Source organism: Streptomyces sp. NPDC048639 (assembly GCF_043199075.1).
GTDB lineage: Bacteria > Actinomycetota > Actinomycetes > Streptomycetales > Streptomycetaceae > Streptomyces.
Window position 1 is genome coordinate 151,646 of the sequence record NZ_JBICVP010000001.1, and the last position, 25,786, is coordinate 177,431.

20 protein-coding genes and 1 pseudogene are annotated in these 25,786 nt (G+C 72.4%); 6 read left to right on the top strand and 15 right to left on the bottom strand.

Annotated elements, in window-relative coordinates; genetic code table 11:
* The first annotated feature begins 7 nt into the window (after positions 1–7).
* Positions 8–619 carry a methylated-DNA--[protein]-cysteine S-methyltransferase gene (locus ACGFNH_RS00690; protein ID WP_393650787.1) on the top strand — a complete coding sequence of 204 codons (612 nt, stop codon included), beginning with the start codon at positions 8–10 and terminating at the stop codon, positions 617–619.
* Positions 620–852: 233 nt separating this feature from the next.
* Here the strand turns inward: ACGFNH_RS00690 and ACGFNH_RS00695 are convergent, their stop codons facing one another.
* The 5 genes from ACGFNH_RS00695 to ACGFNH_RS00715 all read right to left on the bottom strand — a co-directional run bounded on the left by ACGFNH_RS00695 (position 853) and on the right by ACGFNH_RS00715 (position 5,224).
* Positions 853–1,440 (bottom strand): tetratricopeptide repeat protein, encoded by a 588-nt coding sequence (locus ACGFNH_RS00695; protein WP_393650788.1) that lies wholly within the window; start codon positions 1,438–1,440, stop codon positions 853–855.
* A 118-nt stretch (positions 1,441–1,558) separates the two neighbouring features.
* The gene (locus ACGFNH_RS00700) at positions 1,559–2,077 is read right to left on the bottom strand and encodes a hypothetical protein (protein ID WP_393651457.1); all 519 of its coding nucleotides are present in this window, start codon (positions 2,075–2,077) and stop codon (positions 1,559–1,561) included.
* Positions 2,078–2,307: 230 nt separating this feature from the next.
* Positions 2,308–3,009 (bottom strand): SDR family oxidoreductase, encoded by a 702-nt coding sequence (locus ACGFNH_RS00705; RefSeq protein ID WP_393650789.1) that lies wholly within the window; start codon positions 3,007–3,009, stop codon positions 2,308–2,310.
* A gap of 214 nt (positions 3,010–3,223) precedes the next feature.
* Positions 3,224–3,865 carry a uridine kinase gene (locus ACGFNH_RS00710; protein ID WP_393650790.1) on the bottom strand — a complete coding sequence of 214 codons (642 nt, stop codon included), beginning with the start codon at positions 3,863–3,865 and terminating at the stop codon, positions 3,224–3,226.
* A 24-nt stretch (positions 3,866–3,889) separates the two neighbouring features.
* Positions 3,890–5,224 carry a glycoside hydrolase domain-containing protein gene (locus ACGFNH_RS00715; RefSeq protein WP_393650791.1) on the bottom strand — a complete coding sequence of 445 codons (1,335 nt, stop codon included), beginning with the start codon at positions 5,222–5,224 and terminating at the stop codon, positions 3,890–3,892.
* Positions 5,225–5,777: 553 nt separating this feature from the next.
* Here ACGFNH_RS00715 and ACGFNH_RS00720 point away from each other — a divergent pair.
* Both ACGFNH_RS00720 and ACGFNH_RS00725 read left to right on the top strand, forming a co-directional pair.
* Positions 5,778–6,695, top strand: a complete 918-nt coding sequence (locus ACGFNH_RS00720) for a pseudouridine-5'-phosphate glycosidase (RefSeq protein WP_393650792.1) — start codon at positions 5,778–5,780, stop codon at positions 6,693–6,695.
* Complete coding sequence (locus ACGFNH_RS00725; RefSeq protein WP_393650793.1) at positions 6,680–7,732, top strand: carbohydrate kinase family protein; 1,053 nt, start codon at positions 6,680–6,682, stop codon at positions 7,730–7,732. Before ACGFNH_RS00720 ends, ACGFNH_RS00725 begins: the two co-directional genes overlap by 16 nt.
* Here the strand turns inward: ACGFNH_RS00725 and ACGFNH_RS00730 are convergent.
* Positions 7,683–9,743: an endoglycosylceramidase gene (locus ACGFNH_RS00730; protein ID WP_393650794.1), complete on the bottom strand. Its 2,061-nt coding sequence runs from the start codon at positions 9,741–9,743 to the stop codon at positions 7,683–7,685. The two genes, ACGFNH_RS00725 and ACGFNH_RS00730, sit on opposite strands and share 50 nt — an antisense overlap.
* A gap of 109 nt (positions 9,744–9,852) precedes the next feature.
* Between ACGFNH_RS00730 and ACGFNH_RS00735 the strand changes: the two genes are divergently transcribed.
* The 3 genes and pseudogenes from ACGFNH_RS00735 to ACGFNH_RS00745 all read left to right on the top strand — a co-directional run bounded on the left by ACGFNH_RS00735 (position 9,853) and on the right by ACGFNH_RS00745 (position 12,545).
* The gene (locus tag ACGFNH_RS00735; protein WP_393650795.1) at positions 9,853–10,386 is read left to right on the top strand and encodes a hypothetical protein; all 534 of its coding nucleotides are present in this window, start codon (positions 9,853–9,855) and stop codon (positions 10,384–10,386) included.
* Positions 10,387–10,735: 349 nt separating this feature from the next.
* Positions 10,736–11,350 (top strand): annotated as a pseudogene (locus tag ACGFNH_RS00740) (TOPRIM nucleotidyl transferase/hydrolase domain-containing protein); the annotation flags it as partial.
* 547 nt (positions 11,351–11,897) lie between these two features.
* Positions 11,898–12,545: a DUF4360 domain-containing protein gene (locus ACGFNH_RS00745; RefSeq protein WP_393650796.1), complete on the top strand. Its 648-nt coding sequence runs from the start codon at positions 11,898–11,900 to the stop codon at positions 12,543–12,545.
* 91 nt (positions 12,546–12,636) lie between these two features.
* Here the strand turns inward: ACGFNH_RS00745 and ACGFNH_RS00750 are convergent, their stop codons facing one another.
* The 9 genes from ACGFNH_RS00750 to ACGFNH_RS00790 all read right to left on the bottom strand — a co-directional run bounded on the left by ACGFNH_RS00750 (position 12,637) and on the right by ACGFNH_RS00790 (position 25,760).
* Entirely contained in the window at positions 12,637–13,224 is a 588-nt protein-coding gene (locus tag ACGFNH_RS00750) for a hypothetical protein (protein ID WP_393650797.1), read from the bottom strand.
* A 178-nt stretch (positions 13,225–13,402) separates the two neighbouring features.
* Positions 13,403–15,796: a glycoside hydrolase family 65 protein gene (locus tag ACGFNH_RS00755; protein WP_393650798.1), complete on the bottom strand. Its 2,394-nt coding sequence runs from the start codon at positions 15,794–15,796 to the stop codon at positions 13,403–13,405.
* Positions 15,797–16,540 carry an HAD family hydrolase gene (locus ACGFNH_RS00760; protein ID WP_393650799.1) on the bottom strand — a complete coding sequence of 248 codons (744 nt, stop codon included), beginning with the start codon at positions 16,538–16,540 and terminating at the stop codon, positions 15,797–15,799. It abuts the gene before it with no gap.
* Positions 16,541–16,676: 136 nt separating this feature from the next.
* Complete coding sequence (gene zwf, locus ACGFNH_RS00765) at positions 16,677–18,134, bottom strand: glucose-6-phosphate dehydrogenase (protein ID WP_393650800.1); 1,458 nt, start codon at positions 18,132–18,134, stop codon at positions 16,677–16,679.
* Positions 18,135–18,137: 3 nt separating this feature from the next.
* Positions 18,138–19,169 carry a phosphogluconate dehydrogenase (NAD(+)-dependent, decarboxylating) gene (gene gnd / locus ACGFNH_RS00770; protein ID WP_393650801.1) on the bottom strand — a complete coding sequence of 344 codons (1,032 nt, stop codon included), beginning with the start codon at positions 19,167–19,169 and terminating at the stop codon, positions 18,138–18,140.
* Positions 19,166–21,256 carry a transketolase gene (gene tkt, locus ACGFNH_RS00775; RefSeq protein WP_393650802.1) on the bottom strand — a complete coding sequence of 697 codons (2,091 nt, stop codon included), beginning with the start codon at positions 21,254–21,256 and terminating at the stop codon, positions 19,166–19,168. The genes gnd and tkt overlap by 4 nt, the downstream gene beginning before the upstream one ends.
* 511 nt (positions 21,257–21,767) lie before the next feature.
* Positions 21,768–24,836 carry a helix-turn-helix transcriptional regulator gene (locus ACGFNH_RS00780; RefSeq protein ID WP_393650803.1) on the bottom strand — a complete coding sequence of 1,023 codons (3,069 nt, stop codon included), beginning with the start codon at positions 24,834–24,836 and terminating at the stop codon, positions 21,768–21,770.
* Positions 24,837–24,934: 98 nt separating this feature from the next.
* Positions 24,935–25,291, bottom strand: coding sequence for an ArsC/Spx/MgsR family protein (locus tag ACGFNH_RS00785; RefSeq protein ID WP_393650804.1), 357 nt, complete (start codon positions 25,289–25,291; stop codon positions 24,935–24,937).
* A gap of 100 nt (positions 25,292–25,391) precedes the next feature.
* Entirely contained in the window at positions 25,392–25,760 is a 369-nt protein-coding gene (locus ACGFNH_RS00790; protein WP_393650805.1) for a tetratricopeptide repeat protein, read from the bottom strand.
* Between the last annotated feature and the right edge of the window lie 26 nt (positions 25,761–25,786).

Sequence of the window (25,786 nt, forward strand, 5' to 3'; positions counted from 1 at the left end):
CCGGAGCATGACCACCGTGACCTGGACCGTGACCGACACCCCGATCGGACCGCTGCTGCTCGCCGCGACCCCCGGAGGGCTGGTCAACGTCGTCTTCCACGCCGACGAGGAGACGGCCCGCAAGGCGCGGGAGCGTCTGTCCGCCCGGCTCGGCGCGGACCCCGTGGAGGCGGGCTCATCGGCCGAGGGGTCCGGTCCGGCCGAGGGATCGGGCGCGGTCCCGGACGGCAGAGGCGCCGAGGAGCGGACCTCTGCGGACCGCGTGCTGGCGCAGGCCGTGGACCAGCTCGGCGCGTACTTCGCCGGCACCCTGCGCGCGTTCGCGCTTCCGCTGGACTGGTCGCTGTCCGGCGGGTTCAACCGCCGGGTGCTGCGCGAACTGGCGGACGGCGTCCCGTACGGCACGGTGGTCGGCTACGTCGACCTCGCCGAGCGGGTCGGCGAGCCCGGCGCGGCACGGGCCGTGGGTGTGGCCATGGGCTCCAATCCGCTGCCGGTCGTCGTCGCCTGCCACCGTGTGGTCGAGAGCGACGGCGGCATCGGCGGCTTCGGTGGCGGCCTGGAGACCAAGCGGGCCCTGCTCGCCCTGGAAGGGGTGCTGCCGCAGCCGCTGTTCTGAACCGGCCGCGGAGGATCGCACGCCACTCCACCGGCGCGGGCGGTGCGACACACGCCGACGAGGGCACGGGACCGTGCCGCCGAGGGGGGCACGGGACCGCGCACCGGGGCAACCACCGGGTGCGCGGGCCGAGTTCCCGCGCCGCGTCGTGCTTCCGCGCCGGAGCGCCGGCCCGCTCAGCGCTGCCCTTCCCCTGTCCCTCGGCCCGCTGTGCTCGGCTGTTCTGCGCCGCCTCAGCGGTCGAGGCGGAGCAGCAGCACCCGGGCTCTGGCGTCGCCCGCGACCGCCGCCCGCTGCGCCCAGTTGAGCGCACGCGCCGCATGGGCCCGCTTGACCTGGTCGCCGGTCGCCTCCTCCTTCCGCAGCATGTAGAGCGTCGCCAACTCCCGTGCGCAGCCGCCGTGTCCGCGCTCGGCGCCCGGCTTCAGCCACTCCTCGGCCTCGTCCGACCGCCCCTGTTCCCGCAGGGCCGCGCCCAGGTGCTCGCGGCTGGTGTCGTCGTTCCTGACCTCGGCGGCCTTGCGCCACCACCCCTCGGCCGCGGGCCTGCGCTGCATGGTCCGCAGCCGTACGCCGGGCTCGTGGACGGGGATGTCCATGCCGCGCTCGACGGCCTTGCCCCACCACTGGAACGCCTCGTCGTACAGCTCGTCGGCGGCGCACTCGATCACCATGTTCGCGGCCGCGGCGCCGTCTCCTGTCGTGGCCAGTTCCCGCCAGAGGCGCAACGCCCCTTCGCGGTCGCCCTGGTTGAACATCTGCTTGGCGTCCTCGTTGAGGTCGTGCTCACGCCGCCCCTGCAGTTTCCGCCGCCAGTTCACCGCACACCGCTCCTTCCTGCGTGCCGCCCGGCACTGGTTGCCCGCGGTCCGGGCAACCAGTACGCCAGCACCTCCGGGCGGGACGAAAGGGGGCACGGAAGCAAGGGGTGGCGCGCGGTCAGCAGCCGCCGCAGTTGTAGTACAGGACGTCCCAGTGGTTGCTCTCGCGGGCGTAGATGTTGCCGGAGCCGGACTGATACTGGGCGGCGCCGTCACCCGGGCGGGGACCGATGTTCGTGAAGGTGCCGGTGATGTAGTTGCTCAGGCAGCTCGTGGGGCTGAAGTCGAGCTTGTAGCCGTTCCAGTGGCTGTACGTGCCGGAGGCGTGGCCGGTCTCCGTGCCGCCGGTGATCGTGAGGGCGCACCCGCCGGCGGACCTCAGTGTCTCGGCGCCCTGGATGGTCGCGAGGTTGACCTGATCGAACGACGTACAGGTCGGGTTGTTGCGGTCGCTGCACCCGCCGCTGGACGTCCAGGAGATGCCCGCGGCCCGAAGCCGGGACGTCGCCTGGGCGTGCGTGAGCTTGGCGACGGCGGCCCGCTCGGACGCGGCCGGGGCGGGTGGGGACGCGGGGGCCGGTGACGCGATGGCGGGGGCACTGAACGCCGTTGCCGCGGCGAGGAGGGCGCCGGACATGCCGAGAAGTGCGGATCTCTTCACGATGTTTCCTCTCCCGGTGTGTCTCGTGGGGCTCTTGGGTGGCGCCGACGCGGTGCCGGGTGGCGCGAACGGACCGTGGGGACGTGCCGTGCGTACGGACCGCGTACGGACGTGCACGATGGTTGCAGGCTTGTCAGTACGCGGACAGATGCGTGCGGCAAGCGGTTGCGGTCACGGCCTCGCACCGGCAAGGGAATCGACGCCGTTCACACCGGCTGGCCGACCGGCCTGACGACCACGCTGTTGACGTCGACACCGGCCGGCTGCCGGATCGCCCAGACCATCGCCTCGGCGATCTGATCAGCCGTCAGCAAGCGGCCTTCGGGAAGGCTTCCGAGCCCGTCCCAGAAGGGCGTCTCCACGCGGCCGGGAGCGATCAGGGTCACGCCGACACCATCGCCGGTCACCATGCGGCGGGTGTTCTCGGCGAGCCCGGTCACCGCCCACTTCGTCGCCCCGTACAGGTTGCCCGGGGTGTGCACGATCCCCGCCACACTGCCGACGAGAACGACGCGCCCGCCCGTCTCCTTCAGCGCCGGAAGGGCGGCCCTGATGAGGAGGGCGGGGCCGAGGACGTTCGTCAGCACCATCTCCCGCCACCCGGCCGGATCGCCGTCGGCGATCGTGTCGTGGGTGGCGAACCCCGCGTTGGCGACGACGGTGTCCAGCCGTCCGAACGTCTTGAGCGTGGCCTCGACGGCCGACTGCACGGCCTCGTGGTCGGACGCGTCTCCCGGAAGTGTCAACAGCCCCTCGGGGCGGCCGAGTTCCTCGGCGAACCGGAGCAGCCGGTCCGCCGATCGCCCGGTGACGGTCACACGGTGTCCCAGATCCAGCAGCTGCCGTGCCGCCGCAGCTCCCATGCCGCTGCCGCCGCCCGTGATCAGGACGACAGAAGAGTCGGTCATCGCCATACCCCCGATGTGTGCGTGATGGTGCCGGGGCGGCCGACGCGGATGCCCCGCGGCGAGTCGCGGTCCCGGCCGAGGCGGGGATTGCATCACTTGGAGCGCACTCCAAGTCAACCGGCGCGTCCGCCCCGGGCCCGTACGGCGGTCCGGACGGCATCGCCGCCCCCTTCGCCCGCGGCTCCCATCCGCCCCTACTGGCCTCGGCCGCCGGCTACGTCCGCCACCCGCTCCACGCCGGATTCCGGGGATGGTCCACCCGTACGACCACATCGGCCGTCTCCACCGGCCCCACCTCGTCCTCGTAGCGCTTGAAGGCCGGGAGGGTCCAGCGGTCCCGCTCCTCCGTCCTACGGGCGAGCGCGGAGCGCGAGAGCATCAGATGCACCGTCAGGTCCAGCGGGAACCACCGCCCGAGGAGGAGCGGCCCGTGCAGGATCAGGACACCGCCGGGCGGCAGTTCGGCGTAGGGACTGCGGGTGGCGCGGTCGGTGACCGGATCCCACAGGTCCGGCAGGACGCGTCCGCTGCCCCCGGGCTCCAGCGGGCCGAAGACCTCACGCCACAGAGCACCCGTGTCGAGCCACCCGTCGTAGAACGTGTCGGGGTCCTCGCGCCCGTACTCGTAGCGCAGCGAGGCGGGCCTCAGGAAGCCGTCCGCCGCCACGGTCCGCACCGGCCGGCCGAGCAGGCGCAGGGCGTCCGCGAGAGCGGCCGCCGGCCCCTCGGGGCGGGCGGCCGCTGCTCCGTCGACGGCGACGCGCAGCCAGGGGCTGCCGTCGGCGGCTTCCGTCTCCGCGATCCGGCCGGCCAGGACGCCGGTCAGCCGTTCCCAGGAGATCGCTTCGAGCCGCACGTCCCCATCATGCCTCCGCCGCGATCAGCAGCGCGGCGCGGGCTTGCTGTACGTCGTATTGCTGGCGTTGGACACGTAGTAGTCGGAGACCCAGCGGCCGGTGTCGAGCTTGTTCCACACCTTCGTGCCGCTCACCTCCGACCCCGGTGCCTGGCAGACGACCCAAGCGAGGGCGCCGCCGGGGATCGTGCCCGCGGTGGCGTTCGCGGTGCCCGCACCGGTGCGCAGGTTGACCCCGTCGGCGGCCGTGACCTGGTACGGGTACGCACAGCGCGGCAGGATCGCGCTGTAGCCGGTGTCCGATGGGGTGTTCACATACGCGTCGGCGATGTAGGTGCCGTCGGAGAGCTTGTTCCAGACGGAGCTGTCGCCGACCTTCGAACCGGGCGTCTGGCACACCGCGTTCACCGAAGCGCCGGCGCCGAGCGAGCGGACGACCGAGGCGGTCGTGGCAGGTCCGCTGCGCGCCGAGAGGGCGCCGGAGCTGGTCACCTTGTACGGGTGCGCGACCGTGGCCACCGGCGCGTCCAGCCGGTCGCTGTCGATGTTGATCCGCACGCCGCCGTAGGTCTCGTCGTGACTGTTGGTGTACTGCTTGGCGCGCTGGTGCACCGCCCACTTCGACGCGTCGATGCCGTCCCAGCCGGTGAGGGACTGGGTGCCGTCGTAGCGGGCAATCCAGAGGGCGTCGGGGCGGGCGTACGACGAGGAGTTGTAGGCGTCCGCGAGGTCCTCCGCCCCGTGGTTGAGGTTCATGTAGACACCGGAGAGATAGCCGCGGGCGTGCAGCTCCTCGGTCCACGCGGAGAGGTAGGTGAGCACGGCGGTACGGCAGCCGCTGTCGGTCCGCGAGTAGTTCTCGATGTCGTTGTAGAACGCGCTTCCGGGGAGGAGGCCGAGCGCCTTGGCCTTGGTGACGGCGTCCTTGGCCGCCGCCCGGCCCTCGGCGGCCGCGCCCGAGGACGTGATCTTCTGGTCACGGTCGCGGGCACCGCAGGCCGGCTGGAGTCCCTTGTAGATCGGCAGCAGCCGCCAGCCGAGTCCGGAGACCTCGCCGACCCAGTCCGGGGTGAGCTGCGGCTGGGCGCAGGTGCGGTTGACACCGCCGAAGTAGATCCCGACGGCGCGGTACGGCGAGGCGCCCCAGGCCTTCATGGCGTCGAGGGTCGGCGCGGAACAGGTGTCGAAGGCGAGCCCGGAATAACGGGTGGAGCTTCCGCCGGAGGGATACGCGACCGGGGTGGCGGGGTCGGCGCCGGCGGGCGGAGCGAGGACGAACGTCAGCGCGCCGCCGGTGACGGCGGCGACGAGGAGGGTGAGACGCGGTCTGATGCGGTGCGTGGCGCGGAGCTTGCGCATGAAGGCCCCCGTGGAGTCGGCCGGGTCCGGCGGTCCTCGAGTTCTCCGGCTCGCGCGAAGGCTCTCTCATGAGCTCTGTCATGAGCTCTGTCGTGAGCTCGACCTCGGTCGTCGAGCTCGGTCATGAGCCTTCTCGTGGGCTTTCCGGCGAGCTCTTCTCGTGAGCCCTTCCATGAACTCTCTCGCGCTCGAGGCGCCGCAGCGGACTATCAGCATTTGTCATCTTGTGTCATGTTTTTCTATCCAAACGGCGCCGGAGTCAAGGACTGCCACGCAGGTTTGGGCGCGTGGCGCGCACGCCAGGGATGGGTAGGAAGCGGGTGATCGGCACGGTCGTTGCGCGCACCGCCGTTCCCGGACGACGGCTGTACGCGGACCCAGGACGTACCCGTATGGCCGCGCCGAGGGGGCGGCGGCCATACCCGTATGGGCCCCCACGCGGACGGCAGGGCGGAGGCGGAGGACGGTCCTTGCGCGGAAGGCCGACGGCCGGGGAAGGCCGACGGAGCGGACGGCAGCACTGCACCACCGACGAGACGGGAGTCGAACAGCGATGCCCACACCTTTGATGGTCCAGTCCGAGGAGGTACGGGGAGCGCTGGCGGACCGTCACCCCGTACTCGCCCTGGAATCGACGATCATCGCGCACGGCCTGCCGCGGCCCCGCAATCTGCGGGTGGCGGAGGACCTGGAGGAGATCGTCCGGGCCCATGGGGCCGTGCCCGCCACCATCGCGGTCCTCGACGGGCGCGTGCACGTGGGCCTGAACAAGTCCCAGCTCGAGCGGATCGCCGACGACCCCTCGCTGCGCAAGCTGGGCCACCGCGACCTCGCGCCCGCACTGGCCGCGGGAGCGAGCGGCGCGACGACGGTGTCCGGGACGGCGTTCCTGGCGCGGCGCGCGGGAATCCGTGTGTTCGCGACGGGCGGCCTCGGGGGCGTCCACCGCGAGTGGACGACGACGCAGGACGAGTCGGCGGACCTCGGGCTGCTCGCCCGTACGCGCATCACGGTCGTCTGCGCCGGCGTGAAGTCGATCCTCGACGTCCGGGCGACGCTGCAGCGCCTGGAGACGCTGGGCGTCGCCGTCGTGGGCTACCGGACCGACTCCTTCCCCGGCTTCTATGTGAGCAGCTCGGGCGAGCCGGTCGACTGGACGGTGCAGGAGCCCGGCAGCGTGGCGTCGATCATGGCCGCCCAGGACGGGCTGGGCGAACGGGAGTCGGCTCTCATCGTGGCCAACCCGGTCCCGACGCACCATCAGCTCGACCCTGCGCTCCACGACCGCGTGCTGGAGGACGCGCTGGACGCGTGCGCGCGCGAGGGCGTCACGGGCCAGGGGGTGACCCCGTTCCTCCTGGACTACCTGGTCCGCCACACGGCGGGCGCGTCACTGGAGGCGAACCTGGCGGCGGTCCGCGGCAACGTACGTCTGGGGGCGCAGATCGCGACGGCATGGTCGGCGGCGTGAGCGGGGCGGTGACCCGAACCGGAACTCCCGGCGCCCTGCTGGTCATCGGCGACGTGGTCACGGACGTCGTCGCCCGCCACGCCACTCCCCTGACCCCGGCGACCGACACCGCCGCACGCATCTCCACCCTGCCGGGCGGCGCGGGCGCGAACGTCGCGTGCTGGGCGGCACACGCGGGCGCGGCCGACGTACGCCTGATGGCGTGCGTCGGCGAGGATTCCGCGGCCTGGCACGAGGAGGCGCTCCGTCGCTCCGGCGTCCGCCCCGTGCTCCGTACCGAGCCGGACGTCCCCACGGCGGTGGTCATCTCGCTCGTGGACGCCACGGCCGAACGCACCCTGGTCACCGACAGCGGCGCCGCCCTCGGCCTCGGCCCCAAGGACTGGAACGACGCCCTTCTGGAGGGGGTGGCCCATCTCCACCTGTCGGGCTACCTCTTCTTCGCCGACACCTCCCGCGCGCTGGCGCAAGCGGCGATGAAGTCCGCGCGGGCGCAGGGCGTTCCGGTGAGCGTGGACCCGGCGTCGGCGGGGTTCATCGAAGGTTTCGGCCCCGGCAGACTCCTCGGCGCACTCTCCGGCGTGGACGTCCTGCTCCCCAGCCTCGAAGAGGCACGGCTGCTCGCGGGCACGCGTGAGCCCGAGGAGGCGGCCTCCGTCCTGAGCCGCCGTTTCCCGCTGGTGGTGATGAAACTCGGGCCGGACGGAGCCCTGTTGGCGGAGGGCGGAAGGACCGGCCCCCGCGTCGCCGCGGTACCGGCCGGGTGCGTGGACACGACGGGGGCGGGCGACGCGTTCACCGGGGCGTTCCTCGCCACGCGCCTGTCGTCCCGCGACACGGTGGACGCGGCCGAGGCGGGCTGCCGCGCCGGAGCGGAGGCGGTGGCGGTGACCGGCGGCCGCCCGGAACCTCCCGGCGGCGGGCCGCGGAGCGGGAGCGCGGACCGGTCGCGGAGCATCACGGACCTACGCGGGGAGGGGCCCGGGATCAGTTCGTCGGTAAGGCCGGAAAGCCGGAACGGGCCGCCCAATCGGTGAGTTCCCGCTGTGCGGCGGCGCGCAGTTCGGGTGAGGGGTGCGTGGTGCCGTCGCTGACGAGGGCGTAGTGGAGTGTGCCCGGCCCGTGGGGCGCGGAGAGCAGGAGACGGCGGGCCGTCGCATCGCCGCCGGCCGTATCCGCCCTGATGCCGCTCGCCGTGCCACCACTCGTCCTGACACCGCTCGCTCCGACGCCCGCCGCGGCGGCACCGGGTTCCGGGGCGATCGCGACGGGGTGGTCGGCAGTGCGGCCGTCGGCGGTGTAGCGCGGCGGGCCGGTGACCGTGCCGAAGTCGGAGACCACGGTCGTCGTGGCCGGGTCGAAGGTGTGCGGCACATGCAGTTCGGTGGGCACCTCCGCCGGGCCGTCGCCGGAACGCCAGACGAGGATGCCGTACTGTCCGGAGCCAACGAGCCGGGCGACGTTCGGGAGGTCGTCGGGGATGCGGTTCCAGGTGAGCGTGGTCCCGGCGTCGCGAGACCGGTCCTCGTAGGTGAAGGCGAGCGCGCGGCCCGCCACCGCGCTCGGGTGGAGACGGTCGAGGAGCCGTGCGTCCTGGCGGAGAACGGGCTCGCCGGACTCGTCGAGTCCGACGGACGAGAGGTCTTCGTCGTTCCATGCATCGGCCTCTGTGAGGACCTTGTCGGGGTTGCCGTTCATCACTTCGTGGTGGCGGCCGCTGTAGATGTCCCACTGCCACTGGGTCGAGGAGAGCACGGCTCCTGATTCGGCGGCCCGATCCCACCAATCCCGGCCGGGAATACGGGATTCGAGGGCCTGGTACATCGCCTTGAGGATCGTCGGCGCTTTCCCGGCGATCGCGCCGTTCAGGGGATGACCGAATTCGCCGACCACGGCCGGGGTGTCGGCGGCGGCCGAACGGTCGCGCGTCTTCTGGAAGTCGGCTCCGTACTGGCCGTCCTTCGCCTTCCCCGGCATGAAGATCCCGGATATCGCCTTCTGGTCGTAGAAGTGCGTGTTGAAGACGTACCGGGGACCGATCTTCCCGGAGTCGAGCAGACCGCCTTCCTGGCGGGTGAAGTCCAGATTGCTGTTCCAATACAGATTCGGCTCCACGAACGCCGGCTTGTCCTGCCATCCCGCCGCATCCATACGGGCACGGAACCGCTCGTAGAACGGCCACAGCAGGTCGCGCTCCCAGGCTCGGCTGTTCTGCCCCGCCTCGTACGTCCCCGCATACGGCTCGTTGTACGGATCGAAGCCGACGACGCGGGCGAACCGGCCTGCGGTGAGGTGCTCGCGAAGATATGTCATCGTCTTCTCCGCGGTGTCCAGGAAAGCGTCCTGGACACCGAGTGAGCCATTGTCCGTGGCGAGGGTGCGGTTGTGCCAGAAGTCACGACTCGCGTTCATGACGGCCTTGTTCTGGGTGATGTTCTGCCCCCAGTGCACGCAGATTCCGCAGAACTCCTTTCCGTAACCGCCCGCTTTCACCACCCACGCGGGGGCGCCGTCGCCGGTGTACCAGCTTCCCCGGTCGAACAGATGGCGGGAGAAGAGATCCTGATGGAAGTCGGGGTACACCCGCAGACCCGCGTCGAGGAATTCCTTCATCTGCTCGGCGGCCGCGGCGAGATAGGCGGTGTCGACGCGGCCGGGCCTCGGCTCGGCGTAGGCCCAGGAGAGCAGGAAACGCACGGTGTCGGCGCCGGCGAGATTCCGCAGGGCCCGGGCGGACTTGCGCGCGTCGGCCGTACCGGCGAACGGCAGCCCGCCGTTCTCGTCCAGCTTGACCTCGCCGGACACATTGAAGCCGCGCAGCACGACCTCGCGGCCATGGCCGTCGACGAACCGCGTGCCCTGCGGGGAGACTTCGGCCGAGCCGCGGGTGTCGAACCACAGGGGTGCCCCGGCGGTGTCGGGCGCCGGTGCCTGCGCTCGGGCCTCGACGGGAGCGGCGTACAGCGCCGCGAGCGCCGCGACCCCGGCGAGGAGGCCGGCCGACCACCGGGTACGGAACGGGCTCCGGTACGCGCGTCGGTTCGCCATGGCACCTACGGTCACCCCGATCTGACGAACCGTCAAGCATCTCGGTCGCCGGTCCGGGAGACTTCCCCGACCAGGGGGCAACGGGCTGCGGCGGGGGTAGGAGCACGGCATGACGGATCGCCCGCTGCTGCTCCTCGACGTCGACGGCCCCCTCAACCCGTACGGCGCCCGGCTGTTGCGCCCCCACGGCTACTCGACCCACCGCTTCCACCCCGCCGCTTGGCTCGCCCGCCAGACCCCCGGCTCCCGCCGCCACCGCCGCGGCCTCCGCGTCCGCCTCAACCCGGGCCATGGTGCGCGCCTCACCGCGCTCCCGTACGAGCTGGCCTGGGCCACGACATGGATGCACCAGGCGAACGCGATGATCGCCCCCGCCATCGGACTCCCCCGCGAGCTACCGGTCATCGAATGGCCCGAACTCTTCACGCGCGACCCCGAGGGCCTGTACTGGAAGACCCGCCACATCCTGACCTGGGCGGCCGGCCGGCCCTTCGCATGGGTCGACGACCTGATCACCCATCGTGACACCACACACGTGGCGACCCACCACGACGCCCCGGCGCTGCTGCTCCGCATCAATCCGCGGCGGGGGTTGCGGGAGGAGGACTTCGCCCAACTGGAAGGGTGGGCGCGGGGGTTGTGACGCGGGCGGCCCGTGGTCCGGGCTGCGGGAATCGTGGAAGGCATGGCGCCGGACGAGCAGTGGCAGCTCTTCCGGCGAGTGGTCCCCGAGCAGCCCTCGCGCCCCAAGCAGTGCTCGCCGCCCCGAGCAGCCCTCTTGCCCGGAGCACTCCTCGCGCCCGCGGGGGCGGTGGCCGACGGCGGTACGGGGATCGGGAGGTGCCGGCGCCGTCGTCTTCGTGGCCACCTCGGGCCGACCCCGGCGGCAGCTGCCTCCTCCCCGCGGACCATCGGCCCGACGGCTCACCGCCGATCGCAGCACCGGCGGAAATTCCCTACCGTGGTGGCCGGAAAGGGCGGAGACTCGTCCCATGGCTGACATGGGGTCGTTCCGGGAGGCGGTCACCGCGTGGGCGGCCGGTGGCCCCGGCGACACCGCGCGCGAGCTGGCCGCGCGGCTGCCCGTCCGGGCGGTCGTCCTGCTCGAAGGGCCGAGCGACGCCGCAGCGGTGAGCGCGCTGGCCGCGAACCGCGGACGGAACCTGGAGGACGAAGGAGTCTGCGTCCTGCCAATGGGCGGTGCGATGAGCGTCGGGCGCTTCACCCGTCTCCTCGGGCCACCCGGCCTGGGCCTCCGCCTCACGGGACTGTGCGACGAGGCGGAGCATCGCTACTACGCCCGCGGCTTGGAGCGGGCCGGTGCAGCGCAGCAAGGGTTCTTCGTCTGCGCGGCGGACCTGGAGGACGAGCTCATCCGCGCGCTGGGCGTGACACGGGTGGAGGAACTCGTCCGGGCGGAGGGCGACCTGCGCGCACTGGAGACCTTCCTGCGCCAGCCCGCACAGCAGAGCCGCACCTCACAGCAGCAGCTGCGGCGCTTCCTCGGCACGAAGAAAGGGCGCAAGATCCGCTACGGCCGCGTCCTCGTCGAGGCGCTCGACCCCGACCGCACACCCGCCCCACTCGACGGCCTGCTCACCAGTCTCCGACCGGCGGGTGACACCCATTCCGGCGGAAGAACCCGGGCTGGTGCGGGGATCTCCTTGAACACGCACAGCAGCGCGGTTACCGGTGACGGGACGGTGCGCATCGGCGCCGACCCTGGGTCCGCAGCCAACTCGGCGTGACGGATCAACCCGGGTGCGATTCGGACGAGTTGGGCGCCTTCCGCCACCCCCCTCACCGGCCGATCGACGACGCAGACGTCCGGATTCCGCCCCCTCCGCAGGCAGCCTGCCCTCCGCCGCTCCCCGACCTCTTCCCGCCGTGGCCGCCCCCTGACAGCCGGCCCTGCTGCCACGGCTCCGGGGCCGCCAGACCCAAATCCGGCCGATTCGGCATGCGGCCGGATCTCCCCCCGTCCGGCCCTCGGCGCAAGCGGTCACCCCGAGGCGGCCTTCACAGGTGGGGCGCAACCTGCTGGCATGTGCACGCAATCTCAGCATGTTCTTCACAAACACCTCGCCCTGCTCCGCGCCATCTGCTGCGCCGCAGGCGGGTGTTGACCAGCCACCAGCGAATGGAGAACCCCCCATGCGAAGAACCCTGGCCGTGCTCGGTGCGGTGGCCGCGCTGTTCGGTGCGACCACATCGGCCCACGGTGCGCCCGCGATCGAAACACCGCCGGATCACATCGTGATCGAGCTGGCGACCGTCAACGGGTCGGGGTGCCCCGAGGGCACCGCCGCCGTGGCGGTCTCGCCCGACAACACGGCCTTCACCGTGACGTACAGCGACTACCTCGCCCAGGTGGGCGGGAATTCGGATCCGACCTCGTTCCGGAAGAACTGTCAGCTCAACCTGATCGTCCACGTCCCCGGCGGCTTCACGTACGCCATCGCCCGGGCCGACTACCGCGGGTTCGCGTACCTCGAGAACGGCGCGAGCGGGCAGTCGCGGGCCAACTACTACTTCCAGGGGATGCCGCAGACGGTCACCAAGAACCACAACTTCAAGGGCCCCCTCAACGACAACTGGCAGGCGTCCGACGAGACGGACGTCGCCCAGCTCGTATGGGCGCCCTGCGGTGAGCAGCGCAACTTCAACATCAACACCGAGCTGCGCGTGAACCGGGGCACCTCCGACGCGCGCAAGACCAGCTTCATGACGATGGACTCCACCGACGCCAGCGTCAGCACGGTCTACCACCTGGCCTGGAAGGAGTGCGAGGGCAAGCGCTAGCGTCCTGGCATCGCCGCCGAACTCCGGCTCGCACGGACGCGGTCCGGCCGCCCCCGTTCCCACGGGCGACGGCCGGACCGCGGTTCGGAGGTCAGACCCTGGTGAAGCACAGGGTGTGATCGCCACCGCGGCTGCTCGAGTACTCGATGCCGTAGTCGAAGCGCTGTCCGCACTTCTTGTCCGGGCCGTACAGCATGTCGCCCATCTTGTACTCGGCCTCTGCCGAGCCGCAGTCGACGACCTCGGGTTGCGGGTCTCCCTGGGGGTCGTCGACCTTCACGCAGTCACCGACCTCGGGCCGGTACTTCTCGTTCTCCTTGGCCTGTGCGGACTGTGAGGCCTCCGCCTTGGCCTTGCCGCCGTTGGGGTCGGTGTTGTAGTCCCACACGTACCAGGCGATCCCGCCGAAGACCGCCAGGAGGACCACCACGTTCACCAGCCCCCGGAGCGGGCTCCTCCGCGGATTCCTCTGCGGCGGCCGCTGGGGCCCGCCGGGCGGCTGCGGAAACCCGTATCCCTGCTGCGGCTGCGGCGGGTGGCCATACGGCTGCTGCGGCTGCGGCGGGTGGCCATACCCCTGCGGCGGCTGCGGCGGGTGGCCATACCCCTGCGGCGGCTGCTGCGGGTGGCCATAGGGCTGCTGCGGCGGCTGATTCTGGTAGGGCGGCGGTGCGGACATGGCAGAGATCCCCCGATGGTTGAGGCAGTGTGACCAGACGTCAACTCTGAGTTGACCCGGGTACGTTACAGGTCCTGATCCGTCCGCCACCCAGCGGTCTCCGGCCCCGGTGGGACGGCACTTCTCCCCTGGCCCGTGCGACCGGCCCCGCTGCCCGCGCAGCCCTCGCCGCACGCCGTCAGTCCGGTGCTTCCCCCCGTTCCGCCGTCCCGCCCGAGCGTTCGGCGGGACGTCGGCCCCTCGGCTGACGCGGTTCCGGCAGCGGGGGCAGCGGCGGCACCGCCCGCTCGACCGGTTTCTTCGCCGATACGGTCACCTCTTCGCCGTGGTGGAGGATCCGCAGCGGCTCCCCGTGGACCAGGGTGTAGCGCGCCGTCGAGTCGCCGATCTCCACCCGCAGCCGCCGCCCCTGCACCACAACGCTGAACGCCAGCCGGGAGAGTTGCTCCGGCAGCCGCGGCGCGAAGCCGAAGATCCCGCCGTCGTGGTGGTCTCCGGGCCGCCGCATGCCGCCGAAGCCGGACACCAGGGCGATCCAGGTGCCCGCCAGGGACGCGATGTGCAGCCCGTCCCGCGTGTTGTGCTCCAGATTCTGCAGATCCATCAGGGCCGCCTCGCCCAAGTAGGCGTAGGCCAGGCGCAGATGACCGGTCTCGGCGGCCATCACGGCCTGCGAGCACGCCGAGAGCGAGGAGTCCCGTACGGTCAGCGCCTCGTAGTACGCGAAGTTGCGCGCCTTCTCGTCCGCGGTGAACGCATCGCCGCGCACCTGCATCGCCAGGACCAGGTCCGCCTGCTTGACCACCTGCTTGCGGTACAGGTCGAAGTACGGGTAGTGCAGCAGCAGCGGGTACCGGTCCGGTTCGGTGCCCTCGAAGTCCCACATCTGCAGCCGGGTGAAGCCCGCCGACTGCTCGTGGACGCCGAGGGTCTCGTTGTACGGCACGGCGATCCGGGCGGCGGCGTCCCGCCATTCCGCGGTCTCCTCGTCGTCGACCCCGAGGTCCCGGGCCCGGTCCGGGTGACGTACGGCGGCCTCGGCCGCGGCCACCAGATTCTGCTGCGCCATCAGGTTGGTGTAGAGGTTGTCGCGGGCGACGGCGCTGTACTCGTCGGGTCCCGTGACCCCGTCGATGTGGAAGGTGCCCTCGGTGTCGTGGTGGCCGAGCGAGCGCCAGAGGCGGGCCGTGTGGACCAGCAGGTCCAGTCCCGGCCCGCGCTCGAAGTCCTCGTCCCCGGTGGCCGTCACATAGCGCAGCGCGGCGTCGGCGACGGCGGCGTTCACATGGAAGGCGGCGGTTCCCGCGGGCCAGTACGCCGAGCACTCCTGCCCGGTGATGGTGCGCCATGGGAACGCCGCGCCCCGGAGGCCGAGTTGGTGCGCACGGTCGCGGGCGGCGGGAAGGGTCGCGTGCCGCCAGCGCAGCGCCGGCGCGACGACGTCCGGTGCCGTGTAGGTGAGGACGGGGAGGACGAAGGACTCGATGTCCCAGAACGAGTGCCCGTCATAGCCGGTGCCCGTCAGCCCCTTGGCGGGGATGGCCCGCTGTTCCGCGCGCGCCGAGGCCTGCAGCAGATGGAACAGCGCGAACCGTACGGCCTGCTGGATCTGCGGATCGCCCTCCACCTCCACGTCCGCGCGCGACCAGAAGTCGTCCAGATAGGCGCGCTGGTCGCGGAGCAGTCCCTCCCAGCCGATGGACCGGGCGGCGGCGAGAGCAGCGTCGACCTGGTCGTGCACGGCGGGCAGCGAGCGCTGCCCCGACCAGCCCTGCGCCACGAACTTCACCAGCCGCAGCCGCTGTCCGGGCTCGACCCTGCTGGTGACCGTCAGCCTGCTGACGTCCGGCTCGCTCTCCGCCGACCAGGCCGTCGACTCCGGGCCGTCGATGAGATGGTCGGCCGCGGCCGCGACGCGCTGATCACTGCGCTCGGTGCGGTGGACCAGCCGCAGCCGGGTTCCCTGCGCGAAGTCCTCCTCGGCGAGGAGGGGGGAGTCGATGGCGGCGGCGTTCCGCGGATCGCCGTCGCTGCCGGGCAGTTGCTCGTTGGCGACGAGCTCGGACTGCAGGACGAGATCGGCCGGCCCGTTGAGCGGCTCGACGTCGTAGAGGACCGCGGCGGCGGCCCGCTGGGTGAGGGAGACCAGCCGGGTGGAGGTGATACGGACGCTGCGGCCGGCCGGGGAGGTCCATTCGGCGGTGCGGCGCAGCACGCCGGCGCGGAAGTCCAGGACCCTTTCGTGCCCGTTCAGTTCGCCGTAGCGCAGGTCGCAGGGCTCGTCGTCGACCAGCAGCCGGATGATCTTCCCGTTGGTGACGTTGATCATCGTCTGGCCGGACTCGGGATAGCCGTAGCCGGCCTCCGCGTACGGCAGATCGCGCAGCTCGTGGACGCCGTTGAGGTAGGTGCCGGGAAGAGCGTGCGGCTCACCCTCGTCGAGGTTGCCGCGCCAGCCGATGTGACCGTTGGCCAGGGCGAAGACGGACTCGCTCTGGGCCAGCACCGGCAGGTCGAGCTCGGTCTCACGCAGACACCACGGTTCCACCGCGTAGTTGGGGTGGCTGATCATTCAGCGGCCCTCCAGCAGATCGGCGAGGTCCTGGACGACGACGTCGGCACCGTGCCGGCGCAGTTCGTCGGCCTGCCCGGCCCGGTCCACGCCGACGATCATTCCGAAGTTCCCCGAACGCCCGGCCTCCACTCCTGCGAGCGCGTCTTCAAAGACCGCCGCGTCGCCCGGTTCCGCCCCGAGGGCCCGGGCAGCCGCCAGATAGGTGTCCGGGTGCGGTTTGCCGCGCAGACGCCTCTCGCGGGCGACGATCCCGTCGATCCGCGTCTCGAAGAGGTCGGCGATGCCCGCGGCCTCCAGTACGGCGCGGCAGTTGGCGCTGGAGGAGACCACGGCGCGCCGCAGGCCCGCGTCGCGGGCGGCCCGGACGTAGGCCACCGAGCCCTCGTACGGCTGTACCCCCTGCTGGTCGATCTTGCGCAGCACCAGGTCGTTCTTGCGGGTGCCGAGGCCGTGCACGGTGTCCGCCCCGGGCGGGTCGTCGGGCTTGCCCTCGGGGAGGTCGATGCCGCGGGCGGCGAAGAAGGTGCGGACCCCGTCGGCGCGCGGTCGGCCGTCCACGTACTGGTCGTAGTCGTGCACCGGGTCGAAGGGCACGAACGGGATGCCCTCGCGGTCGGCGCGCTGCCGCAGATAGTCGTCGAACATCTCCTTCCACGCGGCCGCGTGGACCTCCGCGGTCCGGGTGAGCACACCGTCGAGGTCGAAGAGGCACGTACGCACATGATCCGGAAGCCCGAGCATGGCCCCGAGCCTAGAAGCGACCGGCGGGCGCGTGAACGCGACGCGCTGCGACCGAGGGCCCTCCCCGCGGGTCCGCCTCCGCCCGGCTCCGCAATCCGGCTCCTCGCCTCTCCACGGTCCGGGCCTCTCGGCGGCGCTAGTCGTCCGGCAGGTGCCAGTGGTAGGGCGCGATCAGCCGGCGGGCCGCGTCGGGCCCCCAGGAGCCGGGGGCGTACGGCTGCACCGGGGGCGGGTTCTCCAGCAGCGGGGTGGACACCTCCCAGAGACGCTCGATCCCGTCCGCGCGGGTGAACAGCGACTGGTCGCCCAGCATGGCGTCGAGGATCAGGCGCTCGTATCCCTCCAGGGCGTGCAGCGTGTTGAAGGACTCGGCGTAGCTGAAGGTCATGTCGGCCGTGCCGAGGTGCATGGCCGGGCCGGGGTCCTTCGCCAGGAAGCGGGCGGCGATCCGGCCGGGGTCGGCGAAGTCGATGACGAGCCGGTTGCTGCGGGCGTCGGCGTGGCGCCGCGCCTCGTCGGGGAACATCCGCAGGGCGGGTTCGCGGAAGCCGAGGGCGACCATGTGCCCGCCCTGCCCGAGGGACTTGCCGGACCGCAGGTAGAACGGGACGCCGGCCCACCGCCAGTTGTCGAGTCCGACGCGCAGGGCGACGAAGGTCTCGGTGTCGGAGTGCGGGTCGACACCCGGCTCGTGGCGGTACCCCTCGTACTGGCCCCGGACGACATGGGCCGGGTCGATGGGCTCCATGGTCTCGAAGACCTTCACCGTCTCGTCCCGCAGGCACTTGGCGTTCAGCGCGGTCGGGGGCTCCATGGCGACGAAGCCGAGGAGCTGGAAGAGATGCGTCACGATCATGTCGCGGAAGGTCCCTGTGCCCTCGAAGAACTGGGCGCGGCCCTCGATGCCGATGCTCTCGGGGACATCGATCTGCACATGGCTGATGTGGTCGCGGTTCCAGATGGGCTCGAACAGCCCGTTGGCGAAGCGGAGCGCGAGGATGTTGTCCACGGACTCCTTGCCGAGGAAGTGGTCGATACGGAACACCCGCGACTCGTCCACGACGGAGTGGATCGTCTCGTTGAGGGCCCGGGCCGAGGGCAGGTCGGTGCCGAAGGGCTTCTCCACGATCAGCCGGCCGTCCTCGGCGAGCCCGGTCGCGCCGAGCATTCCGACGACTTCGGTGAACGCCGCGGGCGGTACGGCCAGATGGAACAGGCGGCGCGAAGTGCCGCCGATGGCCCGCTCGGCCTCCCGCACCGCCGCGAGGAGCGGTTCGGTGTCTTCCGGGTCGGCGGCGCCGAAGTGCAGTGTCTCCTCGAACTCCTGCCAGGCACGGCCCTCGGGCTTCGCCCGTCCGAACTCCTCGACGGCCTCCCTGGCGTGCTTGCGGAAGGCGTCGTCGCCGAGCGCGGCCTGCGCGGGCGCCGAGCCGACGATCCGGTAACGGGACGGCAGCAGCCCGGCCTTGGCGAGGTGGAACAGCCCGGGCAGCAGCTTGCGCCGTGCCAGGTCACCCGTCGCCCCGAACAGCACGATGACGTGCGGGTCGGGGACCGGCCCCTTGCTCCGCCGTGACTGGCGCGCCGACGCCACGGCTCACGCCGCCTTCTCGGCGTGCCCGCCGAACTCGCCGCGCATCGCGGACAGCACCTTGTCGCCGAACTCCCCCAGTCCGCGCGACTCGTAGCGCTCGGTCAGGGCGGCGTTGATGACGGGAGCGGGCACGCTCTCGTCGACCGCCGCGAGAACCGTCCACCGGCCCTCGCCGGAGTCCGAGACCCGCCCGGAGTAGGTGTCGAGGTGCGGGGAGTTCGCCAGGGCGTCGGCGATCAGGTCGACCAGCCAGGAGCCGACGACCGAGCCGCGCCGCCACACCTCGGCGACCTCCGCCACATCGATGTCGTACTGGTACGCCTCGGGCTCGCGCAGCGGGGCCGTCTCGGCGTCCACGGTCCGGTCGTCCAGGCCGGCGTCGGCGTGCTCGATGACGCTGAGCCCCTCCGCGATGGCGGCCATCATCCCGTACTCGACCCCGTTGTGGACCATCTTCACGAAGTGCCCGGCGCCGCTGGGTCCGCAGTGCAGATAGCCCTCGGGCGCGGTCCCGTCGGTCCGGGTCCGCCCCGGTGTGGGCTCGGCGCTTCCGGCGCCGGGGGCGATGGTGCGGAAGATCGGGTCCAGGCGCCGGACCGGCTCGTCCTCGCCGCCGATCATCAGGCAATAGCCGCGCTCCAGCCCCCAGACGCCGCCCGACGTCCCGCAGTCGACGTAGTGGATGCCGTGCGGGGCGAGTTGCCGGGCGCGGGCCATGTCGTCGCGGTAGTACGAGTTGCCGCCGTCGATGACCGTGTCCCCGCGGTCGAGCATTCCCGCGAGGAGTTCGAGGGTGGGCTGGACGGCGCCGGCGGGCAGCATCAGCCATACGGTCCTGGGCGTCTCCAGCTTCCCCACGAAGTCCTGGAGCGAGGAGGCCGCGCCTGCGCCCTCGCCCTCCAGTTCCTCGACGGCCTTGGCGTCGAGGTCGTAGACGACACAGCGGTGTCCGTCGCGCATGAGCCGGCGCACCAGATTGGAGCCCATCCGGCCGAGCCCGACCATGCCGAGCTGCAGGGGCGTGTCCGTCGTCATGACCGGCCCTCCGTTTCCTTCTGCTGCGGCGCATGGCCACCGGCGTCCGCCAGGCATGCGCGGGCGACGGCGGACACCCGCTCAGGGGTGAACCCGAACTTCGTGAGCAGTTGCTTCAGCGGCGCGGAGGCGCCGTAGGTGTGCATGCCGACGACGGCACCGCGGTCGCCCACCCAGCGGTCCCAGCCGAAGGTGGACGCCTGCTCCACGGCGACCCGGGCCGGTACGTCGGGCGGCAGCACCTGATCGCGGTACTCCCGGGGCTGGCGGTCGAACAGCTCCCAGCACGGCATGCTCACCACCCGGGCCCCGATGCCCTCGGCGGCCAGGTCTTCGCGCGCGGCGAGGGCGAGCGCGACCTCGGAACCGGTCGCGAGCAGGATGACCTCGGGTGTTCCCGACTCCACGTCGGCCAGGACGTACGCACCGCGGGCGACGCCCGACGCGGGTCCCAGCCGCGAGCGGTCCAGTGTCGGCAGGGCCTGCCGGGAGAGGACCAGCGCGGCGGGCTCGTGGCGCAGCGCGGCCACGATGCGCCAGGTCTCGGCGACCTCGTTCGCGTCCGCCGGGCGGAAGACCAGCAGCCCGGGCATCGCGCGGAGACCCGCGAGTTGCTCGACGGGCTGGTGGGTGGGGCCGTCCTCGCCGACCCCGATGGAGTCGTGGGTGAAGATGTGGACCGTGGGGATCTCCATCAGCGCGGACAGGCGGATGGCCGCCTTGGCGTAGTCGGAGAAGATCAGGAACCCGGACCAGTACGGGCGGAGTTTGGTCAGCGCCATGCCGTTCGCGACGGCCGCGGACGCGTGTTCCCGTACGCCCAGGTGCAGATTGCGCCCGGCCCGGTCGTCGGGCTCGAAGTCCCCGGCTCCTTCGAACGTCAGCCGGGTCTTGGTCGACGGCGACAGGTCCGCCGAGCCTCCGAGGAGCCACGGCACCACCCCGGCAAGGGAGTTGAGCACCCGGCCGGAGGACTCGCGGGTGGCCAAGCCCTTGGGGTCGGGCGGGAAGGCGGGCAGCGCCTCCTGCCAGCCGTCGGGCAGTTCGCGGCGCTGCATGAGCTCCACCTCGCGGGCGAGAGAGGGGTACGCGGCCCGGTAGTCCTCGAACCGCTTCTCCCACTCGATGCGCAACTCCTCGCCACGAGCGCCGATGCCGTGGTCGAAGTGGTCGCGTACGCCGTCGGGGACTGCGAAGTCGGCGTCCGGGTCCATCCCGAGGAAGCGCTTGGTCGCGCGGACGCCCTCGGGGCCGAAGGGGGCGCCATGGGCCTTCGGGGAGTCCTCGACCGGGGAGCCGTAGCCGATGTGGCTGTGCACCAGCACGAGGGTGGGGCGCTCGGTCTCGGCCCTGAACGTGTGGAACGCGCGGGCGGCCTGGTCGAGGTCGTTGGCGTCGGCGACGGTCGTCACGTTCCAGCCGTACGCCAGGAAGCGGGCGGCCACGTCCTCGGTGAAGGTGATGCCGGTGCGGCCCTCGATGGTGACCCGGTTCGAGTCGTAGATCCAGCACAGGCGGGAGAGTTGCTCGTGGCCGGCGAGTGAGGCGGCCTCCGAGGCGATGCCCTCCATCATGCAGCCGTCGCCGGCGAGCGCGTAGACGTCGAAGTCGAAGAGCGGGAAGCCGTCGCGGTTGTAGCGCGCGGCCAGCCACTGTCCGGCGATCGCCATGCCGACGGAGGTGGCCACGCCCTGGCCGAGCGGTCCTGTGGTGGTCTCGACGCCGCTCGTCCACCGGTACTCGGGGTGGCCGGGGCAGTGCGAGTCGAGGCGGCGGAAGGACTTCAGATCGTCCAGGGTGACCGCGGGCCGGCCCAGCACCTCGTAGTCGGGGTCCACCGCGCGGACGCCGGTCAGATGCAGCAGGGACCACAGCAGGGTGGAGGCGTGGCCCTCGGAGAGGACGAAGCGGTCGCGGTTCGGCCAGATCGGGTTGCCCGGGTCGAAGCGCAGGAAGCGCTGCCACAGCGTGTACGCGACGGGCGCGATGCCCATGGGCGTACCCGGGTGCCCGGAGTCGGCCCGCTGGACGGCGTCCATGCACAGGCCGCGGATGGTGTTCACCGACAACGTGTCCGGGTCGGTCATGGGCACCTCTCCGATCGCCGGATCGAGCACGATCACCGGGACGGGGAGCGGGTCCCGGCGGGGTCGCGCGGGCGCGGGCAGGGGGCGCCCGGCCGCGGGGCCTGCTCCGAGCGTGGCCGACGGGGGCGGCGGCTCACTTCACCCGGCGCGGGTGAAGGGCGCCAGGGCCGGTCGGGACCTGGGCGGGGCCGTCTTCGGAGGCCATCTCCGGAGGCCGTGGGGCGGGCAGACCGGGCGGCGGGGTGTTGCCAGGGCAGGGGCCGGGGCCAGGGTGGCCGGGGTTGCCCGGGGGCCGGGTGGCCGGGGTTGCCCGGGGGCCGGGTGGCCGGGGGCCTCGGCTGCCAGGGAGGGCGGGCGAGGCCCGGGCCCGGTGGAGGTCCACCGGGGCAGACCTACGCCGGGACGAAGCCGGAACGCCGCGGTCGTCCAGCGCCCGGCTCAGCTGAGGAACACCCTGCGCGGTCCCGCTGCCGCCTCGCACGGCGGGAGAAGACCCGTGAGCCCAGTGCCTTCAGTCCAGGAGCCCGCGCTCGTACGCGATGGCCACCGCTTCGCCCCGCCGGCCGGCGCCCAGCTTCGCCATGATGTGCGACAGATGCGCGCTGACCGTCTTCTCGCTGATGAACAACTCCTCGCCCACCTGCCGGTTGGTTCTGCCCAGTGCCACCACGCGCAGCACCGACAGCTCGCGCGGCGTGAGCACGACGGCCGCCGCGTCGCCGCTCTCCGGCGCCGCCTTGTCCCCGGCGGAGGTGAGGGAAATCCGTGCGCGGCGGGCCAGTCGGTCGACGGCTTCGCGCAGCGGTACCGCTCCCAGTCCTACGGCCGCCGCGTCCGCGTCCCGGAGGACGGCGATCGCCTCGTCCCTGCGGTCCGCCCCGAGGAGCGCCTCGCCGAGCCTCCACCTGCACAACGCCTGCTCGTACACGGCCCCGTAGCCGAACCCGTCCACCGCTGCCTGCCAGTTCTCCGGGGAGCTCGCGCCCCGCAGGCGGGTCAGCTCGGCCTCGGCCCGGGCGAGCCAGGCGCGCCCCTCGGGGCCGAGGACGCCGGTACGCGGGGTGCCGTGCTCGGCCGTACGCCGCGCATGTTCCACGAACCGCTCGCCCTCCGCCACGGCCCGCTCCACGGCGGCGGTGTCGTCCCGGGCCATGGCGCTCCCGGCAAGATCGGCGTACGCGCTGACGCCCAGGGCCCCGAGCCGGATCCCGGCCATCAGCCACGGGCCGCCGACCTTGCGCGCCCAGTCCAGCGTCTCGCGGACCCGTGCGACGGCGAGCTCGGGCTGACCGCGCCAGCAGGCCAGTTCGGCGCCGACCGAACCGGCCATCAGCGGAATCTGCAGATCCCGGCACCACTCGGTACGCAGATCGGTGATCAGTTGCTCCGCGTCCCCGAACCGGCCCCGGGCGACGGCGATATGGAGGCCGACGGCGGCGAGACGGGCGGACACGGTGCCGGAAACGCGTCCGCTCGGCTGCTCGGCCGCCTCCTCGCCCGCGTCCCAGTCGCCGCCCGCGAAGCGGGTCAGCACCCGCAGCACGCGCAGCTCCAGGCCGAAGTCGCTCCAGGTGAGTCCGCTGGCGCAGGCGCGTCGGACCCCCGCGTCGATGGCGTCGTCCGCCTCCTTCAGCCGTCCCTGCTCGTAGTGGTGGATGCCGAGGTAGTACCGGGTCCGGAGCTCGACGGTGATCGCCCCGGCATCCGCGGCGCCCTCCAGGGCCTCCGTCAGCAGTTCCCGGCTCCTCTCCGGTCCGTGTTCGGGCTCGGTGAGGATCGCGAGCGTGGCCAGGGCGTCGGCGGCTGCCCCGGTGGCTCCGACGGCGCGGGCGTCGCGTACCGCCAACTCGGCCTGTTCGCGGGCGAATTCCCGCTGGTCGAAACGGAGAATACGGGCCTGCACGGCCAGTACCCAGGCGCGGGTGCGGCTCGGCGGCAGCCCGGCGACGCCTTCCCAGGCGCGCGCGATCACCGTACGGGCCTCGTCCTCGGTGCCCTCGATCGCCAGCAGAGCCTGGGCCAGGCGGCGCCGCGCCTCGGCGGCGACCTCCGGATCGCTTCGCTCGTCGGCGAGTTGAACGCCGGAGCGTGCGAAGGCGACGGCCCGCTCCGGCTCACCGGACGTGCCGGCCGCCCATGACGCCTTGCGCAGCAGGGTCAGTTCGTCGGTGCCCGGTGGGCGCCGCTCCGCCTCCACCGCGCTCCACAGGCGCAGCGCCTGCTCCAGGAGGCGCAGCGAGTCGGCGGGTGCGCCGAGGCTCGTGGCCTCCTCGGCGGCCCGTACGGATGCGGCCAGCGCGTCGGGCAGGGCGTTGCTCTCCAGGCTGTGGTGGGCGAGCTCGGCGGCCGCTCCGCGCCGCGCTGCCTGCCGCCCCGTCAGATACCGGGCGTACGCGGCGTGCAGGCGGACCCGCTCCCCCGGCAGCAGGTCCCCGTAGACGGCCTCGCGCAGCAGCGCGTGGCGGAAGGCGTACGTCTCGCGCTCGCCCTCACCGCCCTCACCACCTGCGCCGCCGACGACGAACACATGGTGCTGCACGGCCTCGCGCAGGGCCTCCTCGAGCCGGTCGTCGTCCAGTTCGCACACCTCGCGGAGGGTGCTGTGCCGGACTCTGCGCCCGGCCACGGAGGCGACGCGGATGACGCGTTGGGCCGGTTCGCCGAGACGCTCCACCCGGGTCAGCAGAACGTCCATGAGGGAGGACGGGATGCCGCGTGCGCCGCCCGCGTACCGCTCGGCGCCGCCCTCGTCGGTGAACGCGGCGAGCAGCTCCTCCGCGAAGAACGCGTTGCCCTCCGACTGCCCGGCGGCCCGCGCCATCGTCTCCTCCTCGACGCGCCCCTCGGCGAGCGCGGCGACGAAGGCGTGCGCGTCCGCGGCGTCGAAGGGCGCCAGCTCCAGCCGCTCCACGGCGGGCAGACGGGCGAGTTCGGCGAGCAGCGGGCGCAGCGGGTGCCGGCGGTGCAGGTCGTCCGTACGGTAGGTGCCCACGACGAGAAGCCGCCGGGCGCGCGACCGGGACAGCAGGAACGAGAGCAGCCCCCGGGTCGAACCGTCCGCCCAGTGCAGGTCCTCGACGACCAGCACGACGCTGCGCTCGGCGGCGAGTTCGGCGAGCTGGGCGTGGACCGCGTCGAAGAGCTGGAGCTGCCCGATGTCCTGCTCGCGCCGCGGCGCGATGCCGTACGCATTGCTGTGGTTCGGAGCGAAGCGCTGCGGCTCGGAGGCGGCCTCTTCGGTCCGCGGCACCGCGGGACCGGGCAGCAGCATGGACATCCCCGGCCGCGCCGGACGGCCCTCCTCGCCGAGATCGCGTACCTGGGCGAGCGCCTCGACAAAGGGAAGGTACGGCAGTCCGGCCTCGCCGACGTCCACGCAGCGGCCGGAGAGCACGACCGCCCCGGCGTCACGGGCGTACGCGGCCAGCTCCTCGACGAGCCGGGTCTTGCCGACCCCGGCCTCCCCGGCGATCAGCACCGCCCCGGAGGAACCCCCCGCCGCACGCCGCAGGGCCGCACGCAGCCGGTCCATCTCGACGCCGCGCCCGACCAGCGGAATTCCCGATCCCAGTCTCGGCACGCCAGCATCGTGCCACACCTCTGCGACACGATCACGACCTGCGTGAGCTCCCTCGCGGACTCGGTCGCACCGGGGCCCGCGCCCGTGGGCACGGGGTTCTACGGAAGGACCGAGCGGACCGAGTCCTCCGTACGGGCCACCACCGCCGTGGTGTCGTCGACCGTGATGATGGGGCGCTGGATCAGGATCGGGTGGGCGGCGAGCGCCTCGATCCAGCGGGGGCGGGTGGAGGCGTCACGCGCCCAGGTGCCGAGGCCCAGCTCGGCGGCCACAGGCTCGCCGAGGCGCGCGATGTGCCACGGCTCCATGTCCAGGCGCCGCAGCACCTCCTCGATCTCCTGCGTGCCCGGCGGCTCCTCCAGATAGTGCCGGACCTCGTACGCGGCGCCTTCGGCGTCCAGCAGCGTCAGCGCGGACGCGCACTTGGAGCACGCCGGGTTGATCCAGATTTCCATCGTGAGCCTCTCGTCGGGCAGGGCGTCCGGGGCCGGCGTCGTGCCGGACCGCGGTCACCTCGGTGCCCACGGATTCTCGCTCAGGAGGGCCGGTGCCCGCTCAGCCCCGGTCGTCGAAGTGAGCCGCCTCGACGTAGTCCGGGCGCGGATCCAGGGCCGCGGCCAGGCGGAAGTGGCGCAGAGCCTCGTCCGGGCGGTTGGCGCGCTGGAGCGTGCGGCCCAGGGCGAAGTGGGCGAACGCGTTGTCCGGTTCGAGATCCACGATGTGCCGGAACTCCCGCTCCGCCGCACGGAGTCGGGCGGCCAGGAAGTACGCGCGGGCTCGCAGCAGGCGCGCCGCGCCGCTCTCCGGGTGGGCGTCGATCACCTTGTCGAGGAGCTGGATCGCGCCCCGAGGGTCGCGGGCGGCCAGCAGGTGCTCCGCCGCGCGGAAGTCGATGACGTGGGTCGCGGGGGTGCTCTCGGGCACGGCCGGCTCCTTCCAGAGCTGCTCGG

Bases quoted from the DNA above. Each gene is read 5' to 3' on its own strand.
- ACGFNH_RS00730 (WP_393650794.1), bottom strand. From the start codon at position 9,743: ATGGCGAACCGACGCGCGTACCGGAGCCCGTTCCGTACCCGGTGGTCG.
- gnd (WP_393650801.1), bottom strand. From the start codon at position 19,169: ATGACGACGGACACGCCCCTGCAGCTCGGCATGGTCGGGCTCGGCCGG.
- ACGFNH_RS00700 (WP_393651457.1), bottom strand. From the start codon at position 2,077: ATGTCCGGCGCCCTCCTCGCCGCGGCAACGGCGTTCAGTGCCCCCGCC.
- ACGFNH_RS00705 (WP_393650789.1), bottom strand. From the start codon at position 3,009: ATGACCGACTCTTCTGTCGTCCTGATCACGGGCGGCGGCAGCGGCATG.
- ACGFNH_RS00715 (WP_393650791.1), bottom strand. From the start codon at position 5,224: ATGCGCAAGCTCCGCGCCACGCACCGCATCAGACCGCGTCTCACCCTC.
- ACGFNH_RS00760 (WP_393650799.1), bottom strand. From the start codon at position 16,540: ATGCTCGGGCTTCCGGATCATGTGCGTACGTGCCTCTTCGACCTCGAC.
- ACGFNH_RS00725 (WP_393650793.1), top strand. From the start codon at position 6,680: ATGGTCGGCGGCGTGAGCGGGGCGGTGACCCGAACCGGAACTCCCGGC.
- ACGFNH_RS00735 (WP_393650795.1), top strand. From the start codon at position 9,853: ATGACGGATCGCCCGCTGCTGCTCCTCGACGTCGACGGCCCCCTCAAC.
- ACGFNH_RS00750 (WP_393650797.1), bottom strand. From the start codon at position 13,224: ATGTCCGCACCGCCGCCCTACCAGAATCAGCCGCCGCAGCAGCCCTAT.
- ACGFNH_RS00690 (WP_393650787.1), top strand. From the start codon at position 8: ATGACCACCGTGACCTGGACCGTGACCGACACCCCGATCGGACCGCTG.
- ACGFNH_RS00755 (WP_393650798.1), bottom strand. From the start codon at position 15,796: ATGATCAGCCACCCCAACTACGCGGTGGAACCGTGGTGTCTGCGTGAG.
- tkt (WP_393650802.1), bottom strand. From the start codon at position 21,256: ATGACCGACCCGGACACGTTGTCGGTGAACACCATCCGCGGCCTGTGC.
- ACGFNH_RS00785 (WP_393650804.1), bottom strand. From the start codon at position 25,291: ATGGAAATCTGGATCAACCCGGCGTGCTCCAAGTGCGCGTCCGCGCTG.
- ACGFNH_RS00745 (WP_393650796.1), top strand. From the start codon at position 11,898: ATGCGAAGAACCCTGGCCGTGCTCGGTGCGGTGGCCGCGCTGTTCGGT.
- ACGFNH_RS00720 (WP_393650792.1), top strand. From the start codon at position 5,778: ATGCCCACACCTTTGATGGTCCAGTCCGAGGAGGTACGGGGAGCGCTG.